At 58.6% G+C, this 15,224-nt stretch carries 13 protein-coding genes; 11 read left to right on the forward strand and 2 right to left on the reverse strand.

All coding sequences use genetic code 11. The features are described 5' to 3' along the window. Positions 1 to 193 precede the first annotated feature (193 nt). Positions 194 to 847 (reverse strand): hypothetical protein, encoded by a 654-nt coding sequence (locus DWV48_RS03325; protein WP_118653438.1) that lies wholly within the window; start codon positions 845 to 847, stop codon positions 194 to 196. Positions 848 to 1,572: 725 nt separating this feature from the next. Here DWV48_RS03325 and dnaK point away from each other — a divergent pair. The 5 genes from dnaK (at position 1,573) to DWV48_RS03350 (ending at position 6,207) form a co-directional block, all read left to right on the forward strand. Continuing rightward, positions 1,573 to 3,459 carry a molecular chaperone DnaK gene (dnaK, locus tag DWV48_RS03330; protein WP_118653439.1) on the forward strand — a complete coding sequence of 629 codons (1,887 nt, stop codon included), beginning with the start codon at positions 1,573 to 1,575 and terminating at the stop codon, positions 3,457 to 3,459. Between the two features lie 101 nt (positions 3,460 to 3,560). Then, on the forward strand, positions 3,561 to 4,328 hold the full coding sequence (locus DWV48_RS03335) for a nucleotide exchange factor GrpE (protein WP_118653440.1): 768 nt from the start codon (positions 3,561 to 3,563) through the stop codon (positions 4,326 to 4,328). 126 nt (positions 4,329 to 4,454) lie between these two features. Next, positions 4,455 to 5,393, forward strand: a complete 939-nt coding sequence (locus DWV48_RS03340) for a DnaJ C-terminal domain-containing protein (RefSeq protein ID WP_118653441.1) — start codon at positions 4,455 to 4,457, stop codon at positions 5,391 to 5,393. Between the two features lie 111 nt (positions 5,394 to 5,504). Then, the gene (locus DWV48_RS03345; RefSeq protein WP_118653442.1) at positions 5,505 to 5,918 is read left to right on the forward strand and encodes a heat shock protein transcriptional repressor HspR; all 414 of its coding nucleotides are present in this window, start codon (positions 5,505 to 5,507) and stop codon (positions 5,916 to 5,918) included. A 37-nt stretch (positions 5,919 to 5,955) separates the two neighbouring features. After that, entirely contained in the window at positions 5,956 to 6,207 is a 252-nt protein-coding gene (locus tag DWV48_RS03350) for a cysteine-rich small domain-containing protein (RefSeq protein ID WP_118653443.1), read from the forward strand. A 36-nt stretch (positions 6,208 to 6,243) separates the two neighbouring features. Here the strand turns inward: DWV48_RS03350 and DWV48_RS09445 are convergent, their stop codons facing one another. Beyond that, on the reverse strand, positions 6,244 to 6,366 hold the full coding sequence (locus DWV48_RS09445) for a hypothetical protein (RefSeq protein ID WP_255413656.1): 123 nt from the start codon (positions 6,364 to 6,366) through the stop codon (positions 6,244 to 6,246). Positions 6,367 to 6,541: 175 nt separating this feature from the next. On the opposite strand from DWV48_RS09445, the gene clpB reads away from it, so the two are divergent. The 6 genes from clpB to DWV48_RS03380 all read left to right on the forward strand — a co-directional run bounded on the left by clpB (position 6,542) and on the right by DWV48_RS03380 (position 15,199). Next, positions 6,542 to 9,115, forward strand: a complete 2,574-nt coding sequence (gene clpB, locus DWV48_RS03355) for an ATP-dependent chaperone ClpB (protein WP_118653444.1) — start codon at positions 6,542 to 6,544, stop codon at positions 9,113 to 9,115. 202 nt (positions 9,116 to 9,317) lie between these two features. Then, positions 9,318 to 10,319, forward strand: coding sequence for a LacI family DNA-binding transcriptional regulator (locus tag DWV48_RS03360; RefSeq protein WP_118653445.1), 1,002 nt, complete (start codon positions 9,318 to 9,320; stop codon positions 10,317 to 10,319). Between the two features lie 132 nt (positions 10,320 to 10,451). Next, complete coding sequence (locus DWV48_RS03365) at positions 10,452 to 11,942, forward strand: glycoside hydrolase family 32 protein (protein WP_118653446.1); 1,491 nt, start codon at positions 10,452 to 10,454, stop codon at positions 11,940 to 11,942. 10 nt (positions 11,943 to 11,952) lie between these two features. Next, entirely contained in the window at positions 11,953 to 12,837 is an 885-nt protein-coding gene (locus DWV48_RS03370; protein ID WP_158574806.1) for an alpha/beta hydrolase, read from the forward strand. A 9-nt stretch (positions 12,838 to 12,846) separates the two neighbouring features. Beyond that, positions 12,847 to 13,761 carry an alpha/beta hydrolase gene (locus tag DWV48_RS03375; protein ID WP_118653448.1) on the forward strand — a complete coding sequence of 305 codons (915 nt, stop codon included), beginning with the start codon at positions 12,847 to 12,849 and terminating at the stop codon, positions 13,759 to 13,761. Positions 13,762 to 13,810: 49 nt separating this feature from the next. Further along, positions 13,811 to 15,199 carry a PTS transporter subunit EIIC gene (locus DWV48_RS03380; RefSeq protein ID WP_118653449.1) on the forward strand — a complete coding sequence of 463 codons (1,389 nt, stop codon included), beginning with the start codon at positions 13,811 to 13,813 and terminating at the stop codon, positions 15,197 to 15,199. The last annotated feature ends 25 nt before the right edge of the window (positions 15,200 to 15,224 follow it).

Below are 15,224 nucleotides of genomic sequence, written 5' to 3' on the forward strand. Positions count from 1 at the left end.
CTTGGGACCGGACAATATCGACCGTTCGCCGAGTAAGCCAAAGTTGACCAACAACGCGAATGGAGCCGGTCTCTACAAATCGGCAGCAGGGTTATCCGCTCGTCCTGTAAATACACAAATGTTGGCCAAAATGAAAGACCTTGGAGTAGACAAAGAAATCCCGTTGAAAAAACTGCAGGTAGAACGCTTGGTCTCAGTTCTCTCTGCTATGTCCAGATGGTTTTCGTTCAACATTTGTGTATTTGCCTCTCTTTCCCATGCCGTTGGGGCATTTTTTGCGCTTTAGAAAGTGGCCCGGCGCGCGCCTTGCCTTGTTTTCGGCGTATCGCCGCGCCCGTTCGGTAGCAGAAGGTTCATCTGCCAGCTTGATCCAGTCGTCAAAGATTTCAGAGCGCAGTTTGTCTTCTGCAAAAACCTGCTTAGAGGTCTTTTCGGGCCAGTGTATATTTAGCTGCGCAGAGAGCAAGTCTAGAAGCGCGTTGAACTTGTCAGAGTCGGAAAGTTGGTCGCTGGTGACCATAGTTACGCTGTGCCCCATCGTTTGGAGGGCGGTGGCGCGCAGCGAGTCTCTGGTCCCTGCGCCAACTCGATCGTGGATGACCTTGCCTTGGCACTCGACCATCCATTCTTTAGTCCCGTCGGGTGAAAGCACGCGCATGTCAACTTCGGCATGGTCAGTATCGATGAGAGTCTTTGCATTGTTCGACAAGACAATGCGGTAGTTGTTTTCGAAGTTTCGATAACCCCATCCACCGAGGTCGCAGCTCATCCATAGCAACATCGACAGCTGAGCTTCTAGAGGCGAGGCAGTGACGCCGCTCACGCAGTTAACGGCCTGTTCAAACATCTTTGACCCTCTGATGCCTCGAAGGCCCGCGGCGAACTGTTCAAGGTCGCTCGTCGTAATGAGGGGCGGTCGGGTCCAAAGGCTTGTTGGACTTCCATTTTGGTCTCTCACGCAAGTCCATCCGTCACTGCACGTCCCCAAACCGTGCGTTTCGAGCTCCGTCTGCAGCCGATCGCTGGGACTGTACAGGGCGAATCGTCCGCACATCTCATTTATCGGGAGAAGGGGGTGCAAATATGCAAATGTTGAGCTTTATTGAGGACTGTCGAGTACAGAAGGTCTCATCCAGACTAAAAGCGCAGGTTGCAGGCGTGCGTTTCGGGCGTCTACTTGGGTTTGACGAAAAAGAGGCAACATTTGCGTATTTGCATGCGGTTTGGGCGTGTGGAAACCATCCGGAGCTTGCATTGGGTGTGTGGAGCATGTGTGAGCGTGCCGCGGGCGTGTGGGCGCGCGCCAAGCGAACACTGGGACCACCTCGGGTGCGTAGTGGGGTGCGGCGGGTGTGCCGTGGGTGGGGCATTGAGCCTATGGGGCCCGCTAAAACATCTGTTAGCAGGCTGCAGAGAAGACTTAAGTTTAAGAAAATAAGAAATCTTATATGAATTGACTTAGATTTTGTATAAGTCGCCGCATAAGGGGATACACTATGCCATGAGCAAAACGCAGAAGCGCCGTGAGCATCCGCGAACGCGCGCCACGCAACCCAAGGAAGGGAAGTAACTATGAGCAAGATTCTCGGTATCGACCTGGGCACCACCAACTCCGCGATGGCCGTTCTCGAGGGCGGCACGCCCACCACGATCGTGAACGCCGAGGGCGACCGTACCACCCCGTCCGTCGTCGGTTTCCGCGCCGAGGGCGACCGCATCGTGGGCAAGGCTGCTAAGAACCAGGCCGTCACCAACCCCAAGAACACCGTCTTCTCCATCAAGCGCTTCATGGGCCGCAAGTTCTCCGAGGTCCAGGACGAGCTCAAGACCGTGCCTTACGAGGTCAAGGAAGGCAGCAACGGCCGCTGCGTCGTCATGATCGACGGTGAGGAGTACACCCCCGAGCAGATCTCGGCCATGACCCTCTCCAAGATGAAGGCCGACGCCGAGAAGTACCTTGGCGAGCCCATCACCGAGGCCGTCATCACCGTCCCCGCGTACTTCAACGACGCCCAGCGTCAGGCCACCAAGGACGCCGGCCGCATCGCCGGCCTCGACGTCAAGCGCATCGTCAACGAGCCCACGGCCTCCGCGCTCGCCTATGGTTTGGACAAGCAGGACAAGGAGCAGAAGGTCCTCGTCTTCGACCTCGGTGGCGGCACCTTCGACGTCTCCCTGCTCGATCTTGCCGACGGCGTGTTCGAGGTCCTCGCCACCAACGGCGACAACCACCTGGGCGGCGACGACTGGGATCAGCGCGTCATCGACTGGATGGCCGACAAGTTCCAGTCCGAGAACGGCGTCGACCTGCGCAAGGATCCCATGGCATTGCAGCGCCTGAAGGAGGCCGCCGAGAACGCCAAGAAGGAGCTCTCCGCTGCTCAGCAGGCCGTCATCAACCTGCCCTTCATCACCATGAACCAGTCCGGCCCGCTGCACCTCAACTACACCCTCACCCGCGCGGAGTTCGAGAAGATCACCCGTGACCTGCTCGAGCGCTGCAAGGCTCCGGTCACCAAGGCACTGAACGACGCGGGCGTCTCCCTTTCCGAGGTTGACGAGGTCATCCTCGTCGGCGGCTCCACCCGTATGCCCGCCGTGCAGGAGCTCGTCAAGAACATGACCGGCAAGCAGCCGAACATGTCCGTGAACCCGGACGAGGTCGTCGCCAACGGCGCGGCGGTCCAGGGCGGCGTGCTCACCGGTGACGTTGAGGGCATCCTGCTGCTCGACGTGACCCCGCTGTCCCTCGGTGTCGAGACCATGGGCGGCATCATGACCAAGATGATCGACCGCAACACCACGATCCCGACCTCCAAGACCGAGATCTACTCCACGGCTGCCGACAACCAGACCTCCGTCGAGATCAACGTGCTCCAGGGCGAGCGCGAGCTTGCCCGCGACAACAAGTCCCTCGGCAAGTTCCAGCTCTCCGGCATCCCGGCCGCCCGTCGCGGCGTCCCGCAGATCGAGGTCACCTTCGACATCGACGCCAACGGCATCGTGAAGGTCTCCGCCAAGGACAAGGGCACCGGCAAGGAGCAGTCCATCACGATCTCCGGCTCCACCGCGCTTTCCGATGAGGAAGTCGATCGCATGGTGAAGGACGCCGAGTCCCACGCCGAGGAGGACAAGAAGCAGAAGGAGGAGGTCGAGGCCCGCAACCAGACCGACTCCCTGTGCTACTCCACCGAGCAGACCCTCGCCGAGCTCGGCGACAAGGTCTCCGGCGACCTGAAGTCCAAGGCAGAGTCCGCCATCGCGGACGCCAAGAAGGCGCTTGAGGGCTCCGACATCGAGGCTATCAAGGCGTCCGGCGAGGCTCTGCAGTCCGTCGCCTACGAGCTCGCTCAGATGGTGTACGCCGATGCCCAGGCCGCCGGCACGGGTGCTGACGGCGCCGCCGCTTCCGACGACGTGGTCGATGCCGACTACGAGGTCGTTGACGACGAGGAGTAGGTTCCCCGCCCGCGAGTCCAAAACCCGCGGTAAACATGGATGAAAGGGGCGGCCGGCCTGCCAGCTGGCGAGTCGGCCGCCTAGGCTGTAAGGAGACGGACGTGAAGATACCCGTGAAGGATGCCGTGGAGGCGTCCGATCAGGCACCTGAGCCCGCCGAACTGGTTGTTGAGAAGGAGGAGGCCGATATGGCCGAGGAACCTGCTGAGATGACCGAGGAAGAGATGGTCGAAGCCGCTATTCGCGCTGGCGAGGAGGCTGCTGACAACGACTTCAAGCTCAAGTACGAGAAGGTCGAGGCAGAGCTTGCCGAGCTCCGCGAGCAGCTTGCCGCTGCCGAGGATTCCAAGACGGCAGCCGAGGCCAAGGCCGCCGACGCCGTGAGCCGTCACGCGCGCCTGCAGGCCGATTGGGAGAACTACCGTCGTCGCACCGCGCAGGAGCGCTTGGACGAGCGCGCCCGTGCAACCGAGAAGCTGGTCGAGGCCCTGCTTCCGGTCGTTGATGATATGGAGCGTGCGCTCGATCACGCGCGTAGCCAGGAGATGGCCGAGGACTTCAAGCAGTTCGTCGACGGCGTCGATGCCGTGCGCGCCAAGCTGCTCGGCGTGTTCGACCGCGAGGGCGTTGAGCCCATCGATCCCAAGGGCGAGGCCTTCGACTGCAATATCCACCAGGCAGTCGGTCGCGTTGAGGACGCGTCTCAGTACGATGAGACCGTGAACGACGTGTATCAGAAGGGCTATCGGATGGGCGGCAAAGTGCTGCGTCCCGCTATGGTCACCGTGACCTACGGCGGCGACAAGCGCCCCGCGCCGGCGCCCGAGGCCGACGCTGCGGAAGGCCAGGCCGAGGAATCGGCCGAGTAAGTAGCGTTTCGACCTGCGCGTGTTCGATGGGCCCTCAGTACGGGTCCACGCGGCGCACGTTTTCGATTGATCAGGCGGGGCCCTGGGACGATAGCCCGGGGCCCTTTTTAAGAAAGGAGGGTTCACATGCCTTCATCTAAGAGTTTTTACGATGTCCTTGGCGTATCGAAGAACGCCTCCGATAAGGACATCAAGTCGGCTTTTCGCAAGCTCGCGCAGAAGTACCATCCCGATCGTGGCGGCGATGAGGCCAAGTTCAAGGAGATCTCCGAGGCGTACGAGACGCTCTCGAACCCCGAGAAGCGCAAAGAGTACGACATGATGCTGCAGTTCGGCGGCATTCCCGGGCAGGGCGGCTACGCATATTCGGGCGGAGCGGGCGGTCCCTCGATGGCGGACATCTTTGGCAGCATGTTCCGAGGCGAAGGGGTGAGTGGCGCGTACGGCTCCGACCCCACCGGGTTCGACTTTGGCGACATGTTCGGTGGGGGCGCGCGCCGGGCGCGCAAGGGTAGCGACCTCAAGGCCGTTATCGATGTGACTTTCGACGAGGCGCTGCACGGCGCCCGCAGGAGCGTGACGCACCGTATTCCGTCGACGGGCGAGAGCGACACCATCGAGGTGACGATTCCCGCTGGCTGCTATGACGGCATGAAGGTCCGCTACAAGAACCATGGCGAGTACGGCGTGAACGGCGGCCCGCGCGGCAACATGCTCATTGAATTCCATGTTGCCGAGCATCCGGTTTTCAAGCGCCGCGGCAAGACCGCCGATGTATCGGTCGAGGTGCCCATCTCGATGTACGAGGCCGCGCTCGGCTGCTCGGTTGACATCCCCACGCCCGAGGGTAAGAAACTGCGCCTCAAGGTGCCCGCGGGCACGCAAACGGGCAAGAGCTTCCGTTTTAAGGAGATGGGCATGCCCGACGCCAAACGCCGTGGTCACATGGGCGCCCTGTTGGCGAACGTGACCGTGCAGATCCCGACGAGCTTGACCGACAAAGAGCGCACCGCTTTGGAAAAGCTACGCGATTCCGATGAGCGCGACTATCGCACCAAACTCTAACGTGTAATGTGGTGGCGGGTGCGTCTTTGCACATCTGCGTGCGCCGGGCAGCTGAGTCCCGCCGCGCGCCGCGTACAATAGGACTCGAAAGATCGATTTGATGGGGGAAGCATGTCCGAGGAGAGCCGCAACAAACCGCTGTATATGATTTCCGTGGCCGCGGAGCTCACGGGCATGCACCCCCAGACGCTGCGCGTGTACGAGTCCAAGGGCTTGGTGAACCCCAAGCGCTCGGGTGGTAACACACGTCTGTATTCACAAGCCGACATCGAACGCCTCGAGCTCATCAACCAGCTCACGGACGAGGGCATCAACCTCGCTGGCGTGGTGCGCATCCTTGACATGAAGGAGCGCGCCCAGGAGCGCGAGCGCGAGGCGGAACAGCTCCGTGCGCGCGTGCGCCAGCTCGAGGACGAGCTGCACGAGCTCAAGATGCAGAAGCGCATCACTGCGCTCGCCCCGCGCGACGGGTCCGCGGATCCCGAGAAGGTCCTGCGCGGCCTTCTCGGCGGCGGTGATTTGTAGGTTGGCGCGGGAGGCCGCCCGTTAGGAGGGGCTCTGCATGCCCAGCACGGAGTCGTACAAGTTCTTCAACCACTCCACCTGCGAGTTCTATCCCTGTCACGACATGTCGGCGGCGGACCTCAACTGCCTGTTCTGTTTTTGTCCGCTGTACCGGCTAGGCGATGCCTGCGGCGGGAATTTCGCCTACATCGATGGGGCAAACGGTGAGCGCGTCAAGGATTGCAGCGCCTGCACGCTGCCGCATCGCCGCGAGAACTACGACTACATTATGGGGCGCCTGGCGGAGTGACCCCATTGAACGCGGGACGTCCTTCGGTCATGTAAGCTAAAACTTGCTAAAAGAAACTAAAAGAATTTGAAGCCACACTTCAAGCAAGTCGGTTGGGTCTTGGCGGTAAACCGCCCTTGCCAGCGCGTCCATGTGGTCGGCGAACTGCGCAATATCCATTTCGTGATACCTAACTTAGAAAATCTTATATATGGAGACTTAGATTTGTGTATAGAACGAGGCTCCATCGGCAACAATACACCTCGATAGAACAACGCGCCGCCCCGTAGGGCGGCCAATGCAGATGTGTAAAAAGGGGACTGTCCCCTTTTTACACATCGAGAGAGGTGATTCCATGAGAATCGACAAGCTTGCCATGACCTCGCGCGAGGCGCTGCAAAACGCCATCGGCATCGCGTCCGACGCGCAGGCAGCATCGGTGGAGCCCATCCACCTGCTCGCCGCGTTGCTCACCAGCGGAGAGCGAAACATATCCGTCATCATCGAGCGCATCGGCGCCGATCCAAAGCAGCTCGCAAGCGCAACTCAGCAGGCTATCGACCGCGCCCCCAAGGTCGAAGGCGCTCAGCAGCAGCTCGGTAGCGATCTCACCCGCGTGCTTGAGCGCGCTGAGAAAAAGGCCTCCAAGATGGACGACAACTTCGTGGTGACCGAGCACCTGCTCATGGCACTGGCGGAGGACAAGGGTGAGGCGGGCCGGATCTTGGCCGCCGCCGGCGTGACCCGCGAGCGCATCGAGGAGGTCTATACGGAGCTCCGCGGCGACGACCGCGTGACTTCGGCGGACTCGAAGACCGAGTTCGAGGCCCTCGAGCAGTATGGTCGCAACATCTGTGACCTCGCCCGCGCGGGCAAGCTCGACCCGGTCATCGGCCGCACTGAGGAGATCCGCCGCACCATTCAGGTCCTTTCCCGCCGTACCAAGAACAACCCCGTGCTCATCGGCGAGCCCGGCGTGGGCAAGACCGCCATCGTCGAGGGCATCGCCCAGCGCATCGTCGCGGGCGACGTGCCCTCGACCCTGCGCGACCGCGACCTCATCGAGCTTGACATGAGTGCGCTCGTTGCGGGTGCCAAGTACCGTGGCGAGTTCGAGGACCGCTTGAAGGCGGTGCTCAAGGAGGTCGAGAAGGCCGAGGGTCGCGTCATTCTGTTCATCGACGAGCTCCACACCATCGTGGGCGCGGGTGCTACGGAAGGCTCGATGGACGCGGGCAACATCTTGAAGCCGGCGCTCGCCCGCGGCGACCTGCACGCCATCGGCGCAACTACGCTCGACGAGTATCGTAAGTACATCGAGAAGGACGCCGCGCTCGCCCGCCGTTTCCAGCAGGTGTTCGTGGGTGAGCCGAGCGTGGAGGACACCATCTCCATCCTGCGTGGCCTCAAAGAGAAGTACGAGATCTTCCACGGCGTGCGCATCACCGACGGCGCCCTCGTGGCGGCGGCAGACCTTTCGAGCCGCTACATCGCCGACCGCTTTCTGCCCGACAAGGCCATCGACCTGGTCGACGAGGCGGCGAGTCGTCTGCGCATGGAGCTCGATTCCATGCCGGTTGAGATCGACGCCATCACGCGCCAGCTCACGCAGATGCAGATCGAGGAGCAGGCCCTCATGAAGGAGACGGACGCCGCCTCCGCCGAGCGCCTGGAAGCGCTGCGCCAGGACATCGCCGAGACGCAGGAGCGCCTCAATGTGGCTAAGGCCGGCTGGCTCAACCAGAAGAACGCCATCGACCGCGTCCAGGAGCTGAAAGCCAAGCTCGATGAGGCTCGCGGCGAGGAGGCGCGCGCCACGCGCGACGGCGACCTCGCTCGCGCGTCTGAGCTGCGCTTCAGCGTGATCCCGGGCTTGGAGGCTCAGGTTCGCGAAGGCGAAGAGCAGCTCGCCGCGCAAAAAGAGGACGAGAGCGCCCTCAAGGAGGAGGTCACGTCCGACGAAATCGCCGAGGTTGTGAGCTCGTGGACCGGTGTGCCCGTGGCGAAGATGATGCAGGGCGAGCTCGAGAAGCTGCAGGGCCTCGAGGAGCAACTGCACGAGCGCGTCATCGGTCAGGATGAGGCCGTGCGCGCCGTCGCCGCCGCCGTGCGCCGCAGTCGCGCCGGGCTCTCCGATCCAGACCGCCCCATCGGCAGCTTCTTCTTCCTCGGACCCACCGGCGTGGGCAAGACCGAGCTCGCCAAGGCGCTCGCCGAGTGCCTGTTCGACGACGAGCGAGCGCTCGTGCGCATCGACATGTCCGAGTACATGGAGAAGTTCAGCGTCCAGCGCCTCATCGGTGCCCCTCCCGGATACGTGGGGTATGACGAGGGCGGTCAACTTACCGAGGCCGTGCGCCGCCGCCCGTATTCCGTCATCCTGCTCGACGAGATGGAGAAGGCGCACCCGGATGTGTTCAACGTGCTGCTCCAGGTACTCGACGACGGTCGCCTCACGGACGGCCAGGGCCGTCAGGTGAGCTTCAAGAACACAATCATCATCATGACGAGCAACGTCGGCTCGAGTGCGATCGCCGAGAACGCGGGTCATGACGACGCTGAGATGCGTCGCCAGGTGGATGAGGCCATGAGCCACACGTTCAGGCCCGAGTTCCTGAACCGCATCGACGACATCGTGGTGTTCCACCCGCTCGGCATGGCCCAGATCGAGAAGATCGTCGACATACAGCTCGCCGACGTGCGCGCCCGCCTCGCGAAGGAGCGCATGACGCTCGTAATCTCGCCTGAGGCCAAGCAGGCGCTCGCAGAGGGCGGCCTGGATCCCGTCTACGGCGCCCGCCCGCTCAAGCGCCTCATCCAGCGCGAGGTGGTCGACGCCATCGCCCGCGCCATCATCGACGGGCGCGTGCGCGAGGGCGGCGAGGTGAAGATCGACGTTGACGGGGACGGTTCGTTCGTCGTCGCGTAATTAGGGCGGCGCTGGCAGTTGTCTAAGAGTGGGATGGGCCGGAACTCATGTGTTCCGGCCCTCCTTTTTGAGTTTTGGCTAGACAGCTTTATTGAAATGAGTTCGAAGGGGATTGCAGGTTGTTTTGCATGTTAAGCCCTAGATATGGCTTAAACTTAATAGGCAGTTCGTTCTACCCTGGAAAACGCGTTGGAGAGACGACTTGACGATTAAAGAAATTGCGGAAATGGCCGGGGTATCAAGCGCGGCGGTTTCTCGATATCTTAATGGGGGATATATTAGCGATGAAAAGCGTGAGCGCATCCGTCGCGTCATCAAAGAGACGGGCTACGTTCCTTCGTCGCAAGCTCGCGCACTTCGCACGAAGCGGGCACGGCTTGTAGGTGTCGTCGTTCCAAAAATTAGCTCAGAATCTATTGCTCGCATTACCGCTGGAATTGGTCAAGTCCTATCTTCCCGCGGATACCAGATGCTTCTGGCGGATACCGGGAACGACCCAAAGAAGGAAATCGAATACCTCGATCTGTTCGATGCATATCCTGTAGATGGGATAATACTCGCGGGTACCGTTATATCCAAGCAGCATAGGTCTTTCTTTAATCGCTCCCATGTCCCCATTGTTGTTATTGGTCAACGTGTTGAAGAAGTTAGCTCTGTTTTTCACGATGACTATGGAGCGGCAAAAGAGCTGGGGGCCTCCATTGCCCGCTCTTTGCCAAGCGGTGCGCGTGCAGCCTATATCGGCGTGACGCGTGATGATGTCGCAGCGGGCGCGGCTCGAGAAGACGGTATGCTCGCGGGCCTGCGGATGGGCGGATGTAGAGTGGACGAGCGTGATGTTGTCCACGGCGATTTCACGTCCGACTCCGGGCGATCTCATGCATTGTCTTTAATTAACAGCGGCAAAGGGCTTGACCTGATCGCCTGCGCAACCGATTCGATTGCGGCGGGTGTAATGGGCGCGGTTCAGCAAGCGCAGCGTGCGGGCACACTGCAATTCTCATCGCCGGTTGTAAGCGGATTCGGCGATAACCGCGTCATTTCGGCGATTACGGGAGGAATTCCGACAGTTCATTTTGCTTACTTGACCAGCGGACTCAAGGGCGCTGAAATCCTTCTGGAGGCAATTGAGGGCAAGAGCCAGGTTCCTGTTCAGATGCAGCTTGGCTTTGAAGTGTGCATGCCTACGCGCTCATTCAGGTGAAGAGAAGCGTTTAGCTGCTGAGTATGAAACCGTTTACAGATAAAATATAACCGTTTACGGAAAGGCAGCAGGGAGATGTACGAATAAAAGTGAAATCGATTACAGTCTAATTAGCAAGTCAAGGAGGATGAGATGCCGTCCCGTGAATTCATAAAGCGTTATCGCAAAGAGGTTGACCGCCAGATGCGGCAAGATGACGGACGCTTTCGTCAGCATATCCACGTGGCTCCTCTCGTGGGTTGGCTCAATGACCCCAATGGGCTTTGCGAGCTCAAGGGGACTTTCCATGCTTATTTTCAAGCTTCCCCGTTTGATGCCCGCGGCGGTTTGAAATGTTGGGGACATGCCACGTCCAAAGACCTGATTCACTGGACATATGAGGATCCAGCGCTTGAACCGGATTGCTCATATGATCGGGATGGGGCTTACTCTGGCTCGGCATTAGTTGAAGATGGGCACATGAGCCTGTATTACACTGGCAATGTAAAGAGCGCCAACGCGCAATGCGATTACATCACCAGCGGGCGTGAAGCCAATACGATTTTGACGCGGAGCGAAGATGGTTTCGCTTTTGGTGCCAAGCAATTGCTTATGACACAGGCAGACTATCCGAGCAACTTGACGCAGCATGTTCGCGACCCCAAGGTGTGGCGAGCAAAAGGCGAAGAGCTCGAAGCCTCGGTTCGTTTGGGCTTGGGTCCGTATTTCATGTTGCAAGGGGCCAGAACGCTTGAGGACAAGGGCGAAGCTTTACTGTTTTCCTCACCAGATGGATTTGAGTGGCAGTTCTTGCAAGCCCTAAGACAAGTCGACTCAAAAGGCTATATGTGGGAGTGCCCTGACTACCTTTTTGTAAAAGCAAATGACTTCTCAAGCGCACCCAAGCACATCCTCTCCGCCTCTGTTCAGGGGCTTGCCGAGCAGATGGACCGAGCTGCCAATTCACATCAGTCTGGTTACTTCCATTTGACGACATGGCCGTGGAACGACTCCAGTGAGGTGGAAGGCGATTTCACGCCCTGGGACTATGGCTTCGATTTTTATGCACCTCAGAGTTTTGTTGCCGATGATGGCCGAGTGATCATGATGGCGTGGATGGGAGCGGTTGATGAGTGCACATTTGATAATGAGCCAACGGTTACGCGAGGTTGGCAGCATTGTTTAACGATACCGCGCGAAGTGGAACTTGGACCTGACGGAAAGGTAAGAACCCCTCCCGTCAGGGAGCTCTTCAGCTTGCGAAACAACCCTTGCATCGAAGCCGAAGGACACCTTGGGCTTGATGAAACCGAGTGCTTTGACTTGGAAATCGATGGCATAGGAACTAAAGGCGCCCGCGTGGTCATTTCCAATCAGCTCGTAGTTTCGCTCAGTGATCATGAGCTGACGGTCCAATTCGAAAAAACGGAACGGGACTCAATAGGTTGCGGCAGAACGGTGCGAAAAGCGCTGGTTAATGCAGGATCATCCCTTCGTATTATCGGCGATGCCTCAAGCATCGAAGTCTTCGTTGATCAGGGGGATACATGCCTATCTACGAGGTATTACCCCAAGGAGTACGGAATTGATGTGCTATCGCCCGGGAGCCGAATTGCCTGTTGGAAATATGAGACGGAAGAGTGAGGATGAGCTCATGAGCATGTTTCCCGAAGTCCGCGATGAAGATGTATACGAGTACCGTTGTCAGAAGGAGATTTGTTACGCGCAATACTGCAAGGAAATCCGTGCGTCCGATGATTCAGAGAAGATATCGGTAAAAACGCCGATTGGATATGTGGATTGCTATTTGTATCGCCCAGCGGAAACGAGTCCTTGCGCTGTCGTATTTAACTTTCACGGTGGCGGCATGGTTTTGGGCTATTGGGAGCTGGATGCGCCCTACTGCAGGGATCTTGCCAAGGCGGCTGGCGCAATTGTGGTGAATGTTGATTATCCTTTGGCGCCTGAGTACCGACACCCAATCGGGCACCGAATGGCGTACAAGGCGGTGCGCGGAGTCATCGAGCATATCGAAACATCCGATATGGCGGGGTTGCCCATTATGGTGGGAGGAAGTTCTGCGGGCGCAAATGTTGCTGCTGGAATAAGCCAATTGGCGTACGAGGACGGGAACGTGGTCATTGCTGGTCAATATCTGAACTATCCCGTTGTTTTATGGGACTTACAGGGGCTCTCCGCCCCCGATCCGTCAAAGGCAATTCCCATTTCCCGCATGAGACAGTATGCCGCTTGGGCATTTGAAAACGAAAGCCAGATGGGAATGCCCCTCGCCTCGCCGCTCAATGCTAGGGCATCGGTGTTCCCTCCAACGCTCATTAACGCTGCGTCTTATGACAGCTTGTGCCCGGACACGGTCTTGTTTGCAGAGAAGCTTGGCAAAGCGGGGGTTGAGATTGACCTCAAAGTATTTGAGGAATGCATGCACGGTTTCACACATAAAGATCTAAGCGAATATCGGCCTGAGGACGCTCAGGATGCATGGGCTCGTATCGCAGGATTTATACGCAACCATTCATAGGGAGGGGTAATGAGAATCGAGGAAGTACATCTTGAGGGAAGCCGAGATGCATCTTTTGCCGCGTATCTTCTCGATCCTGAGATCTCATACCAGCAGGTCAAAAAGCGCCCGCTCATGGTAATTTGCCCAGGCGGTGGATATTTGATCCATGCGATCAAAGAGCAAGAGCCAATTGCCATGCGCTTTTTAGGCCTTGGTTACCATGCAATTGTGCTGCGGTATTCGAAGTATTTTATGACGCGCCCACAGTCATCAGAAGCGCCGATTGAGACTAATCCCGAAAGCGCGTATCCCGGCCCGCTCGTTGAGCTTATGCGGGCGGTTGCTTGGGCGCGGGATAACGCAGAGCGATTCGCAATTGATGCAAGCCGTATATACGTTATTGGGTTTTCAGCCGGAGCCCATCTTGCTGGCAGCTTGGCAGAGCATTGGGCAGACGAGGATCTTCTTGCGAGAATTCCCGACGCATCTCCTGAAGACGTGAAGCCCCGGGGAGTAATCATGGGGTACCCGATGATCGGCGCCCAAGAGCTGCTCACCCGTGATGCATCAAAGGTGCCCGCTTCTTTTGATTGGCAGCGTCCGCATATCGCGCGAGCGCTGTTCGGTACCGACGCGCCAAGCTCAGGGCAGCTTGATGCCATCGATTTGCGTAAACACATCCGCCCCGATATGCCGCGGATGTTCGTATGGCAGACAGGCGAAGACCAGATCGTCAGCGCGGCAGAAACTGCGGAATTCGCCTCGGGGCTTATTGATGCGGGCGTTTCGTGCGAACTGCACATATTCGAGTCGGGACAACACGGAATGGCGTTATGCGACGAAGCGTCTGCCGGCAGTGCGAAAGACGTGGATGCTTGCGCTGCGATGTGGGTCCCCATGGTTGAGGCGTGGCTGCAAAAGGACATGCCCAGCAAAAAATAACAAGGTGTCAACACGAGCAAGGAAGGCTCGTCGAGAGAAAGGTTGAAACATGGCGGATTATGCAGAGACAGCAAAAGGGGTGCTGGCGGCCATTGGCGGTGCGGGAAACGTGACGCACGCGACCCACTGCGTGACGCGCCTTCGGTTCAACGTGCGCGATAAAGAGCAGGTTGATCGAGAAGCCGTCAAGGACGTTCCAGGGGTGCTGGGTGAGCAGTTCTCTGGTGAGCAGTATCAAGTCATCATCGGCGCCACGGTCGCAAAGGTATATGAGGAGGTGTGCGCACAGGGCGGTTTCCAGCAACAGGCTGCCATCGATGAGAATTTGGATGGCGAAAAGAAGCCAGTTAGCCTTAGGCGCCTTGGCTCTGAGATTCTCGATGGCCTGTCGGGGACTCTTGTACCCATGCTTCCGGCAATTGTCGCAGCCGGTCTTCTGAAGCTAGTTGTATCGCTGTTTGGCCCGGCGGGCATGGGTCTGATGTCCGAGGGCAGCGACCTGCTGACGCTCTTCACGGTTTTGGGCGACGCCGCCTTCTACTTCCTGCCCATGATCGTCGCCTATACGGGCGCTCAAAAGTTTGGCGGCAATCCTGTGCTTACAATCACGATTGCTGCGATCATGATGCATCCGACCATCGCGGGACTTGCGGCGGAAGGCGCTCAGTTTACCGTTTATGGCATCCCCGCAATTATGGTTAGTTACGCCAACAGCGTGTTCCCTATGGTCATGATTGCTTGGGCGGAGTCCAAGGTCGAGAAATTCCTCACAAAGGTCGTCCCCGATATGGCCAACCTCCTTGTGGTTCCCCTGTTCACCATTCTTATCATGGCTCCCATCGCGCTGTGCGCGTTTGGTCCTCTTGGGAGTGTGCTCGGTGTCGTTTTGGAGAACTTCCTGCTTGGATTTAAGCAGGTCTTCGGCCCGGTTGGAATTGGCCTCATCAGCGCTATGTTCACCCCGCTGATTGCCACGGGAATGCACACGCCCATTATTCTGAGCGGTTTTGCGACTCTCGCGGAGCAGGGGAGTGAAGGCGTGATTTTTGCCGGCGGCGTCGCCATGACGTTCTCCTGCATTGCTGCTGGATTGGGCTATATGCTTAAGGCTAAGGACACGAATGATCGCGAGCTTGGTCTGAGCTGCTTCACCACGCAAACGCTCGTTGGCATCGGCGAGCCCACCATTTTTGGTATCCTGCTCCCCAACCCCAAGATGTTGGGGTTTCAGATGGCGGGTGCATTTGCGGGCGGCGTGTACGCTGGCATCATGAACGTCGCGATATTTGCTCCCCTTGTTTCCAACGTCACATGCGTGCTTGAATATGCGGGTGGCGGTACCGTGAATCTCGTGAACGCGGTGATATCGGGTTTGATCGCCTTTGCTGTCACCTTCGTGCTTACGATGGTTTTCGGTCCGAAGATGGCCCAAAAATAGAGATTGCTGGAAACTTGAGGTAGGT

The organism is Collinsella sp. AF08-23 (genome assembly GCF_003479805.1).
In the GTDB taxonomy this organism is placed as follows: domain Bacteria; phylum Actinomycetota; class Coriobacteriia; order Coriobacteriales; family Coriobacteriaceae; genus Collinsella.